Raw genomic sequence first — 14,782 nt, 5'->3', positions numbered from 1 at the left:
GAACACCTCCACCGGGCCTCCTCGCGGGGTCCGGTGGTCTCCCGTTCACGGTGCCAGGAGGGGGAAGCGGGCCTCCGTCCACAGGGCGCGGAGGGAGGCGGGCTCGGCCTCGTCGCCGGGGGCGTCGGCGGTGCGCCATGTCCTGGCGTGGGTGGCGGAGCCGTCGGCCGCCGGCCAGCCCGGGTCCCCGGTGGCGGCGAAGTCGGCCCACGCGCGCACCATGCGGCGCGCGAGCTCGTGGTCCTCGCCGGTGGGGGCGCCGCCGATGAGGAAGGCGAGCTCCTCCTTGTCGACGTTGCCGAAGGCGAAGGGGATGTCCGCGCAGTGCCAGGCGCGCACGGGCCCGTCGGGACCGGTGCGCCGGCGGTCGAAGCGCGACAGGAACGCCCGGCCGCCCGCGCGCGCGTGGAGCTCGGTGAGCCGGTGGGCGTACTCCCCGAAGAGGAGGTCGCCGAAGACGGCGAGGTAGACGTCGAGCACCGGGGCCTCGGGCAGCGCGGCGCGGTAGCCGGCCACAAGACCGTCGGGGAGGTCGAAGTCGGCGGCGAAGCGCTCGAGTTGCTCCTCGGTGGTGACCTTCGCGCTGCTGCCGACGGCGTCGAGCAGCCAGTACTCCTCCGTGGTGTGGCAGACGAGCAGGTCGATCCCCCGACCCAGCCCCTCGGCCGCTCCGGTGAGGGGGTCGACGGGCAGGACGTCCCCGTCGAGGACGGGCGCGTAGAGCACCGGGTCGTAGTACCGGGACCCGGAGGAGGGGTCCCGCCGACAGCCGTCGACCACCTGGTCGGAGGCGCGGACCAGGGCCTCGGGAGTCGCCGACACCAGGCCCTCCGGTGTGCCCGGGCAGCCCGCGGCGGCGGCCACCTCGCGGGTCGTCGAGGCGGCGACGCCGAGCGGGTGGCAGGGGCTGGCCGGGCTGTGGGCGATGGCCCGGTGGAAGAGGCCGCGGGCGCGGTCCATCACCATGAGGCAGGCGACCGAGGCGGCCCCGGAGGACTGTCCGGCGACCGTGACGTTCCCCGGGTCGCCGCCGAACGCGGCGATGTTGTCGCGGACCCAGCGCAGCGCGGCGACCTGGTCGAGCAGGCCCCGGTTGTCCGGATGGTCGGCTCCGCCGCCGGGGACGTGACCGAAGCCCTCGAAGCCGAGACGGTAGTTGAGGGTGACCACGACCAGACCGGCGCGGGCGAGCGCGACGCCGTCGAAGTCGGGCTGCGCCGAGGAACCGAAGGTGTAGGCGCCGCCGTGGATCCAGACCAGGACGGGCAGGGCGCCGCCGTCCGGAACCGGCGTCCAGACGTTGACGGTGAGGATGTCCTCGTCTCCCGGCGACCACACGGGCGCCCCGGGCAGCTCCGCCGACTGCGGGGCGACGGGGCCGAAGGCCGTACAGTCCCGCACTCCCGTCCACGCGGAGGCCGGGGCGGGCTCCCGGAGGCGGTGGGCGCCGAACGGCGGGGCCGCGTAGGGGATGCCGAGTGCGGCGACGACGTCGGTGGAGGCCCGGAAGCCCCGCACCGCGCCGTGGGTCGTCTTGAAGATGTCCATGGAGGCAGCTTGGCAGCGCGGCCCCCGGCGGCACCAACACCAAGATCATGGCGATTGACACACCGGTGATGTCAATGCGTGCCCGTGCCGGTGATCAGGGTGGATCAGGGCGGATCAGGGCAGCAGGTCGATGCAGTCGATCGCCGTGCCGGCACTGAGGAAGCCGGTGCCGGTGGATCCACTGACGACGTTCAGCCGGAGCACGTTGTACTGACCGGGATCGGTCTTCCAGGCGCTCGCCGGGACGACGTAGGTGAAGGTGTGGTTGTTGCCCCGGTAGGAGCCGGTGGTCAGCGAGCGGGTCGAGGGCTGGTCGGGCGGCAGGGGGATGGCGGAGACCCATTCGTTGACGGTCACCCGGGGACGGCCGTTGAGGAGAGCCGTGGTGACCCCGATCCGCAGGGTGTGCGCGGCGGCGGCCTGGGCGGCGGTGAGCCGGAAGTACACGAGGAGGCCGTCGTTGACGTCCTTCCACAGGTAGCAGGGGAAGGAGGCGGTCACGTCGCCGTTGCCGAGGACGACGTTCCCGGTCCAGGGCGCGGCCCGGACGTCGGCGGGGTGGGCGACCGTCATGAGGGCGGCGTTCTTGAACCCGCCGGGGGTGCCGTCCCAGTCGCCGATCCGCCAGAGCGCGGGCGCGGTGCTCGGGTCGTTGGCGAGGGTGATCGTGTGGAGCGCGGTGGCGGTGCCGGCGGTCACGGTCACCGTGCCGGTGTGGACGGCGAGTTCCCCCTTGTACACGGTGAGGGTGTACGTGCCGGGGAGCATGCCCCGGCAGGAGAAGGCGCCGGTTCCGGCGGCGGCACGGGCCCAGTACTGGGCGTCGGCGTTGGCGAAGCCGACGGTGTACGCGTGCCCCGCGGCCATGCCCTGGAGACCGACGCCCGCGACCCGTCCCCGGCCCGCGGCGCCGACCCAGCCGCGGATGCCCAGGCCGTCGACCCAGCCGGTGTCGTGGTTCGCGGCGAAGAGGGCGGGGTCGGGGGTGCCGCCGTCGGTGAAGGCGAGCATGTACGGGCCCTGGAGGCCGAAGCGCATGGGCTCGGTCTGGGACTGGTTGTAGTGGAGGATCTCGTACAGGCCGACGCCGAGTTCGTTGGAGTGCCGGAGCAGGGAGCGGTAGAAGGGGCCGCCGGAGGCCTTCTCGTGGTTGGAGCGGACCATCCAGAGGCCGACGGAGCCGTTGCTGTACCCGATGTGGTCGTAGTCCATGACGCGGACGCCGGAGTAGTGCTTGGACCGGGTCTGTCCGTCGGCGCGCCGCCAGACGTCCCCTGCCTCGATGACGGTGTCGGCGCCCTCGACCCAGGAGTCGGGGCCCTCGTTCGGGAAGATGCCGGGCTTGAGGCGGGCGATGAAGCGGGTGGCCGTGAAGGACGTGTCGGCCTTGTCGGTCCACAGGTAGACGTTGTTCCGTCCGGAGCGCGCCGCCAGGTAGTGGCGGAGGGTGCCGTGGACGACGGTGACGAGGACGGTGGAACCGGTCTGCGCCAGGGTGACGGTCGAGGCGCCGAGCCCGGACTCGACGTGCGAGTGCTTGCCGCCGTACCCCTCGTACTCCTTGCCCTTGTAGACGAGGGAGGTGAGGTCGCCGGTCGACTTGGAGACCTTGAAGACCAGGCCGGCGCCGGTGTCGACGACGTAGTGGGCGCCGTCGTCGCTCCAGCCGAAGCCGGCGGCCGCGGCGGTGCCGGACGCGAGGCCGGCGGTGACGGCGGCCGTGCCGGCGACGGCGGCCCCGAGGAGGGTGCGGCGGCGCAGGGGCTGTGCGGAGGTGTCGTACGAGCTCATCGGCGTGCGGCTCCTTCGGTACGGGTGTGGGGGAGGTAGCACTAGGTCGCCGCCGGAGGCGTGGGGGGTTGCCGGATGGCTCGAAACGTTTCAAGAGGCTTGTTTGTTAGCGCCGTTGACTCATCCGAGGGGCACTCCTACCGTTCGGGACAGCCCCCGGGGAAAGCGTTTGCTATCGCCGCCCGCCGGTCACTTCGCCGAGGCCGCCCCGAAGTCGCCCCGCAGGGTGGACCGGCCGCCGTCGCCGCCCGTGAGGACCACGGTGTACGTGTCGGCCGAGGCGTCCCGTACCCCTTCGGCGTGGTTGTACTGGCCCGCGAAGACATGGGGGCCCGGCGGGACCGTACGGCCCGGCTTGAGGATCCACCGGTAGACCAGGGCCCCGGGCTCCTGGTCCACCGTCACCGTGAAGTCCTCGGCCGGGCGGGTGCGCCAGTGGCCCGTGCTCACCACACCGGCGGTACGGGCGATCCGCAGCTCCACGGTGAGCCCGGTGACCGGCGTGTCCGTCGTCAGGGCGAGGTCGCTCTGGGCCCACCAGCGGTTGCTGCCGGGGTCGAGCGTGGCGGCGACCCGCGCCGCCGGGCCGGGCGCGGGCACCGTGGCGGCGGGCCCCGCGGGCCGGTCGCCCAGGCGGGTCGCCGCGAGACCGCCGAGGCCGACGGCACCGGCGACGGCCGCGGTCACGGCCGCGACCGCCGTCCACCGCCGGCCGTTCCAGCGGCTCGCCGGCCGGACCGGGCGGGCCGCCGGGGGCGCGGCCAGGCCGCGCTCCACGCGGGCCAGGATGCGGGCGTGGTCGGGCCGGTGCGCGAGCGCCGCCTCCCGCAGCTCGCGGCGGACCCGAGTCTCGTCCATCAGTGCCTCCCCGCGGCGAGTTCGGTGGCGGCCCGGGGGCCGAGCAGCCGCTGGAGCTCCGCCATGCCCTTGGCGGTCTGGCTCTTCACCGTACCGACAGAGACGCCGAGCGCGAGGGCGGTGTCGCGTTCGGAGAGGTCGAAGGCGTGCCGGAGGACGACGCAGGCGCGCTTGCGGAACGGCAGGGCGCGCAGCGCCGTCCGCACGTCGACGACGGCCGGCACGTCCGGGTCCTCGACGTGGTCCGGACGCCGGTCCCAGAAGGCGGCGACGCGGCGGCGCTCACGGACGGTGCCCCGGATCCGGGTGCGGACGAGGTTGGCGACGACGCCCCTGGCGTAGGCGGCGGGGTGGTCGGCGGCGCGGACCCGGTCCCAGCGGTGCCAGAGGGCGAGCATGGCGTCGGCGGCGAGGTCGTCGGCGGCGTCGGTCTCGCCGGTCAGCAGATGGGCGAGCCGGGCGAGTTCGGCGTAGTGGCGCTCGAAGAACACCCGGAACTCCGTCGCGCTGTCGCCGGCTTCAGTGTCCGCCGTGACCACGACGGTCCTCGGAGGGGGAGACGGGGAGGGATGCCGGAGCGGCGGGCGAGCCCGGTTCGCCGGGTGAGGCGGGGCCCGTGCTCGCGCGCTCGGTCAGCCGGGGCGGGATGAGTTCCGTGCCCCGGGGGTGCTCCCCCGAGAGCCGCTGGACGAGCCGCTCGACGGCGAGCCGCCCCATCTCCTGGGCGGGTACGGAGACGGCGGTGAGCGGTACGGAGGCGTGGACGGCGACCTGGTCGGGGCAGATGGCGACGACCGAGACGTCCTCGGGAACGGCGCGGCCCTGGTGGCGCAGGAGCGCGAGCAGCGGTTCGACGGCGGCCTCGTTCTGGACCACGAGGCCCGTGGTGCCGGGGCGTTCCTCGAAGACGCGGGTGACGGCGGCGGCGACGGCCGCGTAGGTGCCGTCGACGGGCCGGTGGAGCAGCCCGACGCCGTGGGCGGCCGCGGCGGCGCGCAGTCCGGTGAGGGTGCGGGCGGCGAAGCCCGTACCCCGCTCGTACACGGCGGGCGGTTCGCCGAGCACGGCGACGCGGGTGTGGCCGAGGCCGGCGAGGTGCTCGACGCAGCGGGCACCGGCGGCCTCGAAGTCGAGGTCGACGCAGTCGAGTCCGGCGGTGTCGGCGTCCTCGGCCGACGCGGCGGGGAGTCCGATGAGGACGGCGGGCCGCTCGGCCTCCCGGAGGCAGGGGAGCCGGGGGTCGTCGATCCCGACGTCCATGACGATCATGGCATCGGCGATGGCGCTGCCCTCGACGCGGCGGACGGCCTCGGGGCCCTCCTCTCCGGTGAGCAGCAGGACGTCGTAGCCGTGGGAGCGGGCCGTGGTGGTGACGGCCATCGCGATCTCCATCATGACCGGCACGTAGAGGCCGGTGCGGAGCGGCATCATGAGGGCGAGGATGTCGGTCCTGCTGCTCGCGAGCGCGCGGGCGCCGGCGTGCGGCCGGTAGCCGAGGGTGTCGATGCTGTGCTGGATCCGCTCGCGGGTGGGGGCGGAGATGGAGCGCTTGCCGCTGAGCACGTAGCTGACGGTGCTGGCCGACACCCCGGCGTGGCGGGCGACATCGGCGAGGGTGACCACGTGCGCGCTCCTGGGCAGTTCCGGGCGTCCGGCGCCCGTAGGTGATTCGGACCCCGACCCTAAGCGGCCGCTCGGCGGGCTGTCCAGGCGGGGCACGGGCCCGCGCGTCAGACCGTGCCGTGGAACATGGCTCAGGTCGTGGCTCGGGCCGTGTCTCGGGCCGCGTCTCAGGCCATGTCTCAGGCCGTGGCTCAGGTCATGTTGAAGTACGGCAGGGGGCCGGCGGGCTGGTCGGCCGTCACCCTGCGGATGACGGCGACCGCGAGGATCGCGCACAGGATGTCGAGGCTCTGGTCGACCGGGTTGCGGTAGTCCGTCTGGCCGAGGACCAGGAGGTGGAAGGCGACCGAGAGGGGGCCGTCGCAGAGCCAGACGCACCACCAGGCGTTGATCAGCCAGGCGTCCCGTGGCGGGCCGCCGGCCCGGCGGATGTCCAGGGTGATGCGGCGCGGCAGCCACCACATGGCGAGCGGGATGATCCAGGCGCCGAGGGCGAAGCCCGGGCTGTACTTGTGGCTGCCGGGGGCGAGGACCTCGGCGTTGCAGCGGACGCGGTGGAACCAGACCAGGAACGAGATCCAGCACGCCACCTGGAGCACGGCGGGGAGCGGGACCATGTCCTCGGCGAGCCAGGGCGAGTCCTCGCCCCCGGTCGCGATGACGTAGACGTCGGTGATGGCCTGGGTCGCGATCAGCGACTGGACGATGAGCGCCGGTCCGGCCGGGTTGCGGAATCTGTAGCGGGGCCCGCGCACGGCCGCGGGCCCGACGGGCACGTTGTAGGCGTCCATGGACGCTCCCCCCGGAGTGTGGTGCCGCCGCCGTGGTCCGGCCACGGCGGGTGATGATCTTCGGCATCGTAGAGGCGCTCCCGTCCGCTGGCCAGGGGGTGACGGGGCCGCGTCGCACGGGGTGGCGCCGCGGCCCCGGTTGTCCGACTCCGCGTCGGATCAGGTGTCAGCGGAAGAGCGGGGCGGGGAGGATGCCCCGGGTCCGCAGTTCGCCGGCGACGAGGGCCGCGTACTCCGTGGCCCCTCGGACCGAGGTGTGGGTGTTGTCCCGCTTCTCGGCCGTCAGGTAGAGCGCCTTGGACGCCTCGGGCCCCAGCTCCTCGACCCGCGCCCTGGTGAGGGCGGTGAGGTCGATCAGCGGCGTACCGAGAGAGCCCGCGAGCGCGCGGATCTCGGCGGGGTGGTCGACGCCGAGGCCGTTGACGAGGAGGGCGGTGCCGTTGTTCAGGGTGCCGTCGGCGTTGAACCAGCGACGGACGATCGGGGTGACGAGGACCGGTTCGCCACCCTGGGCGCGTACCCGCTCGACGAGGGTCGTCAGGTTGGCACGGTAGGTGGCCGCGTCCGTCTGCTTGTCGTTGTGGGCGAGCTGGATCAGGACGGGGTCGCCGGGACTGATCGCGGCCTCGACCCGGTCGAACAGGGCCGGGTTCGCCAGGAAGGTGACGGTGCTCTCGCCGGAGTCGGCGTGGTTGGCGACGGCGATCCCCCGCTTCAGGTGCGCGGGCAGCATCTGCCCCCAGCCGCTGTACGGGTCCCCCGGCTGGTCGCACACCGTGGAGTCGCCGACGAGGAAGAGCCGGTGGGCCCGGGGGGCGGGGGTGATCCGGAGCGAGGTCACGCGCGGTGCGGCACCGCCGAGGACCAGATCGAGACCCGGGTTTCCGGCCGCCCCGGTGGGCTCGCCCTCCGGGTCGCGGACGTCCACGGTGAAGGAGCGCCGGAGCCGCTCCCCCGCCCCGGTGGCGGTCTCGGCGAGCAGGGCGCGCCGGGTCTCGCCGGTGACGGCGGTGGCGCCGGCGGTGTCCCCGCCGAGGGTGAGGGTGACGTCGTACGTGCCCGGTGCCACGTCGAAGTGGCAGGCGAGGGCCCCGGTGGCCGTGGCGGTGCAGTGGTCGAGGCCCTGGCCGTAGGGGCCGCCGTTTGAGCCGTCGGCGTGGGCGGCGGGTGCGACGGCGAGGGCGCCGAGCAGGGTCGCCGCGGCGGTGAGGAGTGCGGTCCTTCTCATCGTGGGCCTTCCTGGGGTCACTTGGGGAGGTGGTCGCCGACGAGGGCGAGGTTCTGGATGGCGGCCAGGCCGTACAGGGCCGTGGTGTTGGTGCTGATCCAGAGGTGCTCGTAGCCGGGTTCGAGGGCGTCGGAGCCCTGGACGGGGGTCTTGTCCCAGACCATGGCAGCTGTATAGCCGTCGCTCTTGTCGAACTTGGCCCAGGCGCGCTGGGCGAGCTTGGTGTCGTTCAGCTGGGCCGCCGCGTACGCGTCCTGGCGGGAGTGGCCCTGGAAGAGGAGGAGGGTGCCGAAGTTCTTGCCGTAGCGGGCGGCCTGTTCGGTCTTGGAGGCGTTGAAGTAGCGGCAGTAGTCGAGCCAGGCCTCCTTGAACTCCGGCAGGTCGATGAGGTCGATGAGCTCGGCGCACATCTCGACCAGGCCGAACATGGCGGAGAGGTGGGAGACGCCGACGACGGGTTCGGTCGCGACGGCGAAGCGGCCGGTGTCGAGGTCGTAGAGACCGGTGCCCTGCACGAAACCGTTGGGCTGCGCGGCGATGGTCTCCATGGTGGAGCGGAGCCGGGTCTCGGCCTTGGCGGCCTTCGGGCCGCCGCGCTCCCACTCGGTGAGCCACGCGGCGGCGAGGCCGCTCCAGTCGGTGCCGAAGCCGATGGAGAGGGCGTGGCGGTCGGGGGTGTAGGGCTCGGTGCGGATCTTGCGGATGGGGTCGAGCACGAGGAACGTCTCGTCGGAGTCGACGAGGTCGTGCATGAGGTCGCCGACGCGTTCGTCAGCGGTGAGGAAGTAGTAGGGGCGCCGGTAGACGGCGGTGGAGATGCGCTGCTGCTTGGCGCTGTCGGCGAAGTGCTGGACGCCGTGGCGGGTGCCGAGGCCGGCCCACTGGCCGAGGTGGTAGACGTCGACCTCGCCGGTGTGGCGGGTCATGGCCTCGGCGAAGCGGAAGACGTCGGCGCGGCCCGAGCGCAGATAGGCGTACCAGAGCCACAGGTCGGGCGAGAGCTCGGAGTTGTCCCAGGCGTAGCCGCCGACGTCGTACCGCCACTGGTGCCGGTCCTCGTCGTAGGTGTGCATGATGTCGCCGTAGTCCCAGAAGCCGTACCAACGGCGCTGCTCCGCCTGGTCCTTGTAGTACGTGAAGAGGTAGTCGAGGTGGTCCTCGATCTTCGCCTTCGCGGGGGTGGAGCGGTCGACGGGCGAGAACAGTCCGCCGAACACCTTGGCGCGGACGAGGTCCTCGGGGCTGACGGCGAGCTGCGGGGGTGTGCGGACGGCGGCGGACTGGGCGACGAGGGCGTCGGCGGTGGGGGTGGCGGCGTTGGCCCAGAACATCAGCTCGCTGGTACGGGCGATGCCGTAGGGGGTGCCGAAGCCGGGTTCGTAGTCCTCGTAGGTGATGTTGAGGCCCTCGAGCTGTTCGGGGTGGCTGTCCTGGCCCATGCCGTCGTGCCAGAAGCGCAGGTCCATGGGCTGGGCCTCGGGCGACCAGAGCCAGAGGGTGACCTCGGCCTCGTCGCCCGCCGCGCCCCGGATGTCCAGCTGGGCGGGGTGCTTCTGCCAGAAGTCCCGGAGGCCGAAGGAGAGTCCGCCGGTGACACCGCCGACGTAACCGAAGCCGCTGGCGCGGCGGCCGCCGCCGGCCGGGATCCAGCCGTGGCCCGGCTTGGTGCGCTTGCGGAGGGCGAAGCCGTCGGCGGAGAGCTGGGAGAGGGTGTAGTCGCCCCAGGTGGGGACGTACTGCATACGTGTGGTGACGCGCTGGTCCCAGGTCGCCGGGTCGGGCAGCTTCTCGCCCTTGACCTGGGCGGTGCGGACGGCGGCGCCGGGGTCGCGGCGCAGTCCCGTGATGCCCTGGACGGCCTCGGTGAGGAATCCGGCGCCCTCTCCGGCGATCCGGACGTGCCGGTCGTAGGCGGCGTCGCGCATGGGGACGGTGAAGCGGACGCCGAGGCCGCGGATGAAGTCTTTGTTCTGGTCGCCGTCGTAGGTGATGGTGTGGACCATGCGGAAGGACTCGGAGCCCGCGTAGAAGTAGAGGCGGACCGAGAACGGCAGCCAGCTGCGGCTGCCCTTGCGGTGCTTGCCGTCGACGCGGACCACGGCCCGGACGGGGCCGGTCTGTTCGACGACGGCGCCGGAGATCTCGCCGTCGAACCGCTCCCATTTGGCGTTGCCCTGGTCGCCGTCGTCGAGGTCGCTCTGGCGGAGCAGCACGAGTCGGCCGTCGGTGGCGATCTTCACGCCGTCGCGGGTGACGGACTCGACGAGCTTCCCGCCGTCCTTGGAGACGACGGCCCGGACGGTGCCGGTGTCGATCGTGATCCGGCGGCCGGTCTCGGTGACGGAGACGGTCTTCGCGGCGGTGGCGGGCGTGCCGGGTGCGAGGGTGAAGCGCTCGGCGCCCGCGGCCTCGGGTCCGACGGCGTGCGCGGTCCACTTGAGGGAGCCGTCGGGCCATCGGGCGGTGGTCCAGGTCTGCACGGGGACGGATCCGCCGTCGGCGGTGGTGAGCGCGAAGGCCTGGTCGCCCGGGTGCGCGCCCTTGGGCCAGGCGGCACCGAAGGTCGATCCCGCGGCGGCGCCGAGCCCGCCGGGCTCCAGCCAGGTGACGGTCGCGGGCCGCCCTTCCCCGGCCGCCTCGGCGGCCGGGGCGGCCTGCGCCTGCTCGCGCCCGAGGACCCAACTGAACTGCGCGGCGGCTCCGGCCACGGCGGCGGCCTTGAGGAGGGAGCGGCGAGGTATCGAGGACACGGGAACTCCTTTCATGGGCATGCCGACGGCATGCCTGCGGAAGCGGGGGGATGGGGGGGCCTCGGTGGGCGCGACCATGAGGCCACTGGGCGGCGGACCTGGGGGGGGACCCGGACCCACCACCGTGTGGGCATTCGTCCCGCAGGGCGGGACGGGTGGGCACACGGGACGGCGCCCTTCGGCGGGCGCCTCCGCCCCTGTGCCTGGACCCGCACCGACTTGTGCGGCGCACACCGGGTGCGGGTACAGGCGCGGAAGCCTAGGCCCGGCAAGGGGCGCCGTCCGTTGTGCCCACCCGTTCCGCCCCAGCGGAACAGATGCCCACAACGGGGGGGCGGCGCCCACAGCCCCGGGAGGGTGGATCAGGTCGCCGTCGGTACCGCCAGGCGGCGTTCTGCCGCCAGCGTCGAGGCGACGAGGATGCCAAGGGCCGGCAGGGCCAGTGGTGCGGAGAACCACGCCGACGCGGCGATCACCGCCAGGCCGCAGACGACGAGGAGGGAGCCCGCCGGGTCGCGCAGCGCGCGGCGGGCGGCGGGGCCGAGGAGGTGCCGCCAGCGCAGGTCCGGGCGCCAGGCCGTGGCCGCCCGCAGGAGGGTGACCGTCAGCCAGAGCGCCGCGAGGATCGCGAGGGCCCCCGCGGCCCGCCCGCCGGGCACGGACAGCGCCCGTACGAGCGCGAGGTCGGCGCCCACCAGGGCGAGCACGGCCCCGTAGGCGAGGCCCGCCGACCAGCCCCCGCCCCGCAGGGCCCCGCGCAGGTCCGCGGCGAAGAAGCGCAGGCCGGCCTCCTCGTCGCCGGTCCAGCGCCGCAGGTGCGACGCGCCGGCGGCGAGCGCCGCCGGAAGCGTCACCAGGGGCAGTGCGGCGACGGCGATCCACACCCCCACCAGGAGGCACTCCGCGAAGACCCCGAACCGGGCGAGGAACCGCGTCCTCATCTCGCCGGCCACCCCCTCAGCCCTTCAGACCCGACGTGGCCATGCCGTCGATGAGGTACCGCTGGAAGGCGAGGAAGAAGGCCACGACCGGGAGGAGCGCCACGAGCGACATCGCGATCATGCCGCCGTAGTTGGCGACGCCGTCCTGGTCGACGAACATCTTCAGACCGAGCGAGACCGTGTACTTCTCGGGTTCGTTGAGGTAGATCATCGGACCCATGAAGTCGTTCCACGCGTTGATGAAGGTGAAGATGGCGCTGGTGATGAGGGCCGGCCTGCACAGCGGCAGCACGATCGACCAGTAGGTCCGCAGGTGCCCGCAGCCGTCGAGCCGGGCGGCCTCGTCCAGCTCCCTCGGCAGCCCGCGCATGAACTGGAGCATCAGGAAGACGAAGAAGGCGTCCGTCGCCAGGTACTTGCCGAGCAGCAACGGCGTGTACGTGTTGATGAGTTCGAGCTTCTGGAACAGCACGTACTGCGGGATGAGCAGCACGTGGTACGGCAGCAGCAGCGTGCCGATCATCAGGGTGAAGAGCAGTCCGCGGCCCGCGAAGCCGATCTTGGCGAAGGCGTACGCGGCGAGCGAGCTGGACGCGACCACACCGACGACCGAACCGAGGGCGAGGAAGAGGGAGTTGCCGAAGAACGTGGAGATGGGGATGTCGGCGATGCCGTCGGCGAGCCGCCGGTAGTTGTCGGTGATGGGGTCGCCGGGGAAGAGGGTGAGGCTGCCGACGATCTCGTCGTTCGGCTTGAAGGAGCCGCCGATCACCCACACCACGGGGTAGAGGATGACCGCGAGCACGGCCAGGGCTCCGAGGTGCCAGGCGACCGAACCCGCCGTGCGCGGCCTTCCGAGCCGGATGCCGGTGCGCGTGCCGGTGCGTGCGAGGCTCATCGGCCCCCCTCCTCGTAGTGCACCCAGCGCCGCTGGGACCAGAAAAGCACCGCCGTGACCAGGCCGACGGCGAGCAGCAGCATCCAGGCCATCGCCGAGGCGAGACCCATCCGGCTGTTCTCGAAGCCCTGGATGTAGAGGTAGCAGGTGTAGACGAGCGTGCCGTCGGCCGGCCCGCAGGCGTTGCCCTGGCTGCCGATGATGTAGGCGGAGCCGAAGATCTGGAAGGAGTGGATGGTCTCCAGGAGGACGTTGAAGAAGAGCACCGGGGAGATCATCGGCAGCGTGATGCTCCAGAACCTCCGCCACGGGCTCGCCCCGTCGACCTGTGCCGCCTCGTACAGCTCGCGCGGCACCTGCTTGAGGCCGGCCAGGAAGATGACCATCGGGGCGCCGAACTGCCAGACGGTCAGCGCGACCAGGGCGTAGATGATGCGGTCGGGGTCGCCGATCCAGCCGCCGGGGTCGAGGCCGACGAGCTGCTGGGCGCGGTCGACGGGGGCGCCGTCGGAGAAGATCGCGCGCCAGACGATGGCGATGGAGACGCTGGCGCCGATGAGCGAGGGCGCGTAGAAGGCGGCCCGGTAGAAGCCCTGTCCGCGCCGGCTCTGGTTGAGCAGCAGGGCGACGCCGAGCGCGGCGGCCAGTTTCAGCGGGGTGCCGATGACCACGTACCAGCTGGTCACCTCGACGGAGGTGCGCCAGCGGGGGTCGCCGAACATCTCGGTGAAGTTGTCGAACCCGATCCACTTCGGGGCGTCGAAGAGGTTGTAGTCGGTGAAGGCGAAGTAGAGCGAGGCGATCATGGGTCCTGCGGTGAGCAGCAGGAATCCCGCGATCCAGGGGGACATGAAGAGGTAGCCGGCGAGGTTCTCGCGGCGGGCCCGATTCCGTTCGGCGCCGGCGGGCTTCCGGCGCGGGCGTCCCCCGCCGGACGCGGCGTCCGCGGGTGCGGTCGCCACGTCCGGCCGGGTCGCCGGCGCGGGGTTCGGTGCGGAGGTCACGGCGGCGTCCATCAGGAGGAGAGCGCCGTCTTCGCCTCGGTGAAGTACTGCTTCACCGCGTCCGCGACCGGCCGCTTGCCCAGGGACATCTCCTCGGCGAGCCGCATGAAGGCGGCCTCGCACACGTCGGCGCCGGCCGGGTGCGGTGTGATGGGCTCGAGGACGCGGGTCTCGACGAGCTGCTTCTCGTACGCGGCGATCTGCTTGCCGACCTCGTCCGCGGGGACGTACGCCTGGAACTGGGCCTCGGTGGCCGGGACGCCCCGGTCGAATCCCATGATCTTCCCGACCTCGGGGTCGTGGACCATGAAGTCGATGAACTGGGCGACCTCCTTGGGGTGCTTGGTGCGCCGGGAGCCGCTGAGCATGAGGGAGCCGAGGTACTGGCCGGTCTTGCGGCCGTCCGTGGTGGGGATGGGGGCGAGGCCGTACTGGCTCTTGCCCTCGGAGGTGTAGCGGACGGCGAAGTTGTCCCAGGTGAACTCGGCGGCGGCGAGTTCGGCGGTGACCGCCGACTTGGGCTTGACCGGGATGGTCTTCTTCGGGTCGGCGTAGACGCCGGACTTCACGCGCGCGGAGGCCTTGGTCCACCAGTCCGTCAGATCGGCCTCGGTGAAGCCGAGGCCGGAGGTGGTGAAGAAGGCCTTGCCGTGCTGCCGCAGGTAGAGGTCGTACAGGTACATGATCCCGTACGGGCCGGAGTCGCCGGCCCGGCCCTGGGTCTCGTGGATCCTGGCGAGGGCCGCGTGGTAATCGTCCCAGGTCCAGCCCGGCTTCGGGGCGACGCCGGCCTTGGTGAGGACGGTCTGGTCGACGACGAGGGCCATCGAGTTGCTGCCGACGGGTATGCCGAGCAGCTTGCCGTCGACCTCGCCGAACTTCTCCAGGCCGGCCCGGAAGCCGTCGAGGCGGAGGTTCCCGGCCGCGGCCTGCTCGCGCAGGTCGAGGAGGACGTTCTTCGCGTCGTACTTGCGCAGGAAGCCGATGGCGTTCTGGAAGACGTCGGGCGTGTTGCCGCCGGAGGCCTGGGTGTTGAACTTCTTCCAGAAGTCGGCGTAGGGCTGGAAGTCGGTCTTGATCTTGATCTTCGGGAACTTCTTCTCGAAGAGCGCGATCGACTGGTTGATCCGCTTGGCCCGGTCCTCCGAGCCCCACCAGCTGTACCGAATGGTGACGGTGCCGTCTCCGGAGCCCGAGCCGGTGCCACAGCCCGCCGCAGTCAGACCGAGAGCCGCGAGCGAGCCGCCCGCGACCTTCAGCATGCTCCGACGGTCAACAGTGCCTTGAGTACGCACAGTTCGTCCTCCGCGCGTTAATGGAACGTTTCAGGAAAGCGCTTGCTGGGACAAA

12 protein-coding genes are annotated in these 14,782 nt (G+C 72.5%); all 12 read right to left on the bottom strand.

Annotated elements, in window-relative coordinates; all coding sequences use genetic code 11:
- Positions 1–45 precede the first annotated feature (45 nt).
- The gene (locus ACZ4VK_RS18610; protein ID WP_468353435.1) at positions 46–1,548 is read right to left on the bottom strand and encodes a carboxylesterase/lipase family protein; all 1,503 of its coding nucleotides are present in this window, start codon (positions 1,546–1,548) and stop codon (positions 46–48) included.
- Between the two features lie 114 nt (positions 1,549–1,662).
- A complete protein-coding gene (locus ACZ4VK_RS18605) occupies positions 1,663–3,339 on the bottom strand; it encodes a rhamnogalacturonan lyase B N-terminal domain-containing protein (RefSeq protein WP_468353434.1) in 1,677 nt (558 codons plus the stop codon).
- A 189-nt stretch (positions 3,340–3,528) separates the two neighbouring features.
- A complete protein-coding gene (locus tag ACZ4VK_RS18600) occupies positions 3,529–4,197 on the bottom strand; it encodes a hypothetical protein (protein ID WP_468353433.1) in 669 nt (222 codons plus the stop codon).
- Positions 4,197–4,736, bottom strand: a complete 540-nt coding sequence (locus ACZ4VK_RS18595; RefSeq protein WP_468353432.1) for a SigE family RNA polymerase sigma factor — start codon at positions 4,734–4,736, stop codon at positions 4,197–4,199. The genes ACZ4VK_RS18600 and ACZ4VK_RS18595 overlap by 1 nt, the downstream gene beginning before the upstream one ends.
- Entirely contained in the window at positions 4,717–5,820 is a 1,104-nt protein-coding gene (locus ACZ4VK_RS18590; protein ID WP_468353431.1) for a LacI family DNA-binding transcriptional regulator, read from the bottom strand. The genes ACZ4VK_RS18595 and ACZ4VK_RS18590 overlap by 20 nt, the downstream gene beginning before the upstream one ends.
- Positions 5,821–6,011: 191 nt before the next feature.
- Complete coding sequence (locus ACZ4VK_RS18585) at positions 6,012–6,611, bottom strand: DUF4328 domain-containing protein (protein WP_468353430.1); 600 nt, start codon at positions 6,609–6,611, stop codon at positions 6,012–6,014.
- A 166-nt stretch (positions 6,612–6,777) separates the two neighbouring features.
- Positions 6,778–7,839, bottom strand: coding sequence for a rhamnogalacturonan acetylesterase (locus tag ACZ4VK_RS18580; protein WP_468353429.1), 1,062 nt, complete (start codon positions 7,837–7,839; stop codon positions 6,778–6,780).
- A 17-nt stretch (positions 7,840–7,856) separates the two neighbouring features.
- A complete protein-coding gene (locus ACZ4VK_RS18575; protein WP_468353428.1) occupies positions 7,857–10,589 on the bottom strand; it encodes an exo-rhamnogalacturonan lyase family protein in 2,733 nt (910 codons plus the stop codon).
- A gap of 362 nt (positions 10,590–10,951) precedes the next feature.
- Positions 10,952–11,530, bottom strand: coding sequence for a hypothetical protein (locus tag ACZ4VK_RS18570; protein WP_468353427.1), 579 nt, complete (start codon positions 11,528–11,530; stop codon positions 10,952–10,954).
- 16 nt (positions 11,531–11,546) lie between these two features.
- Positions 11,547–12,428, bottom strand: a complete 882-nt coding sequence (locus ACZ4VK_RS18565; RefSeq protein ID WP_468353426.1) for a carbohydrate ABC transporter permease — start codon at positions 12,426–12,428, stop codon at positions 11,547–11,549.
- Positions 12,425–13,444, bottom strand: a complete 1,020-nt coding sequence (locus tag ACZ4VK_RS18560) for a carbohydrate ABC transporter permease (RefSeq protein WP_468353425.1) — start codon at positions 13,442–13,444, stop codon at positions 12,425–12,427. Before ACZ4VK_RS18560 ends, ACZ4VK_RS18565 begins: the two co-directional genes overlap by 4 nt.
- Entirely contained in the window at positions 13,444–14,694 is a 1,251-nt protein-coding gene (locus ACZ4VK_RS18555) for an ABC transporter substrate-binding protein (protein ID WP_468353424.1), read from the bottom strand. Before ACZ4VK_RS18555 ends, ACZ4VK_RS18560 begins: the two co-directional genes overlap by 1 nt.
- Positions 14,695–14,782 lie beyond the last annotated feature (88 nt).

The sequence above is a fragment of the Streptomyces sp. NPDC028711 genome (assembly GCF_055565415.1).
This window is presented reverse-complemented; position numbering and strand designations above follow the sequence as displayed.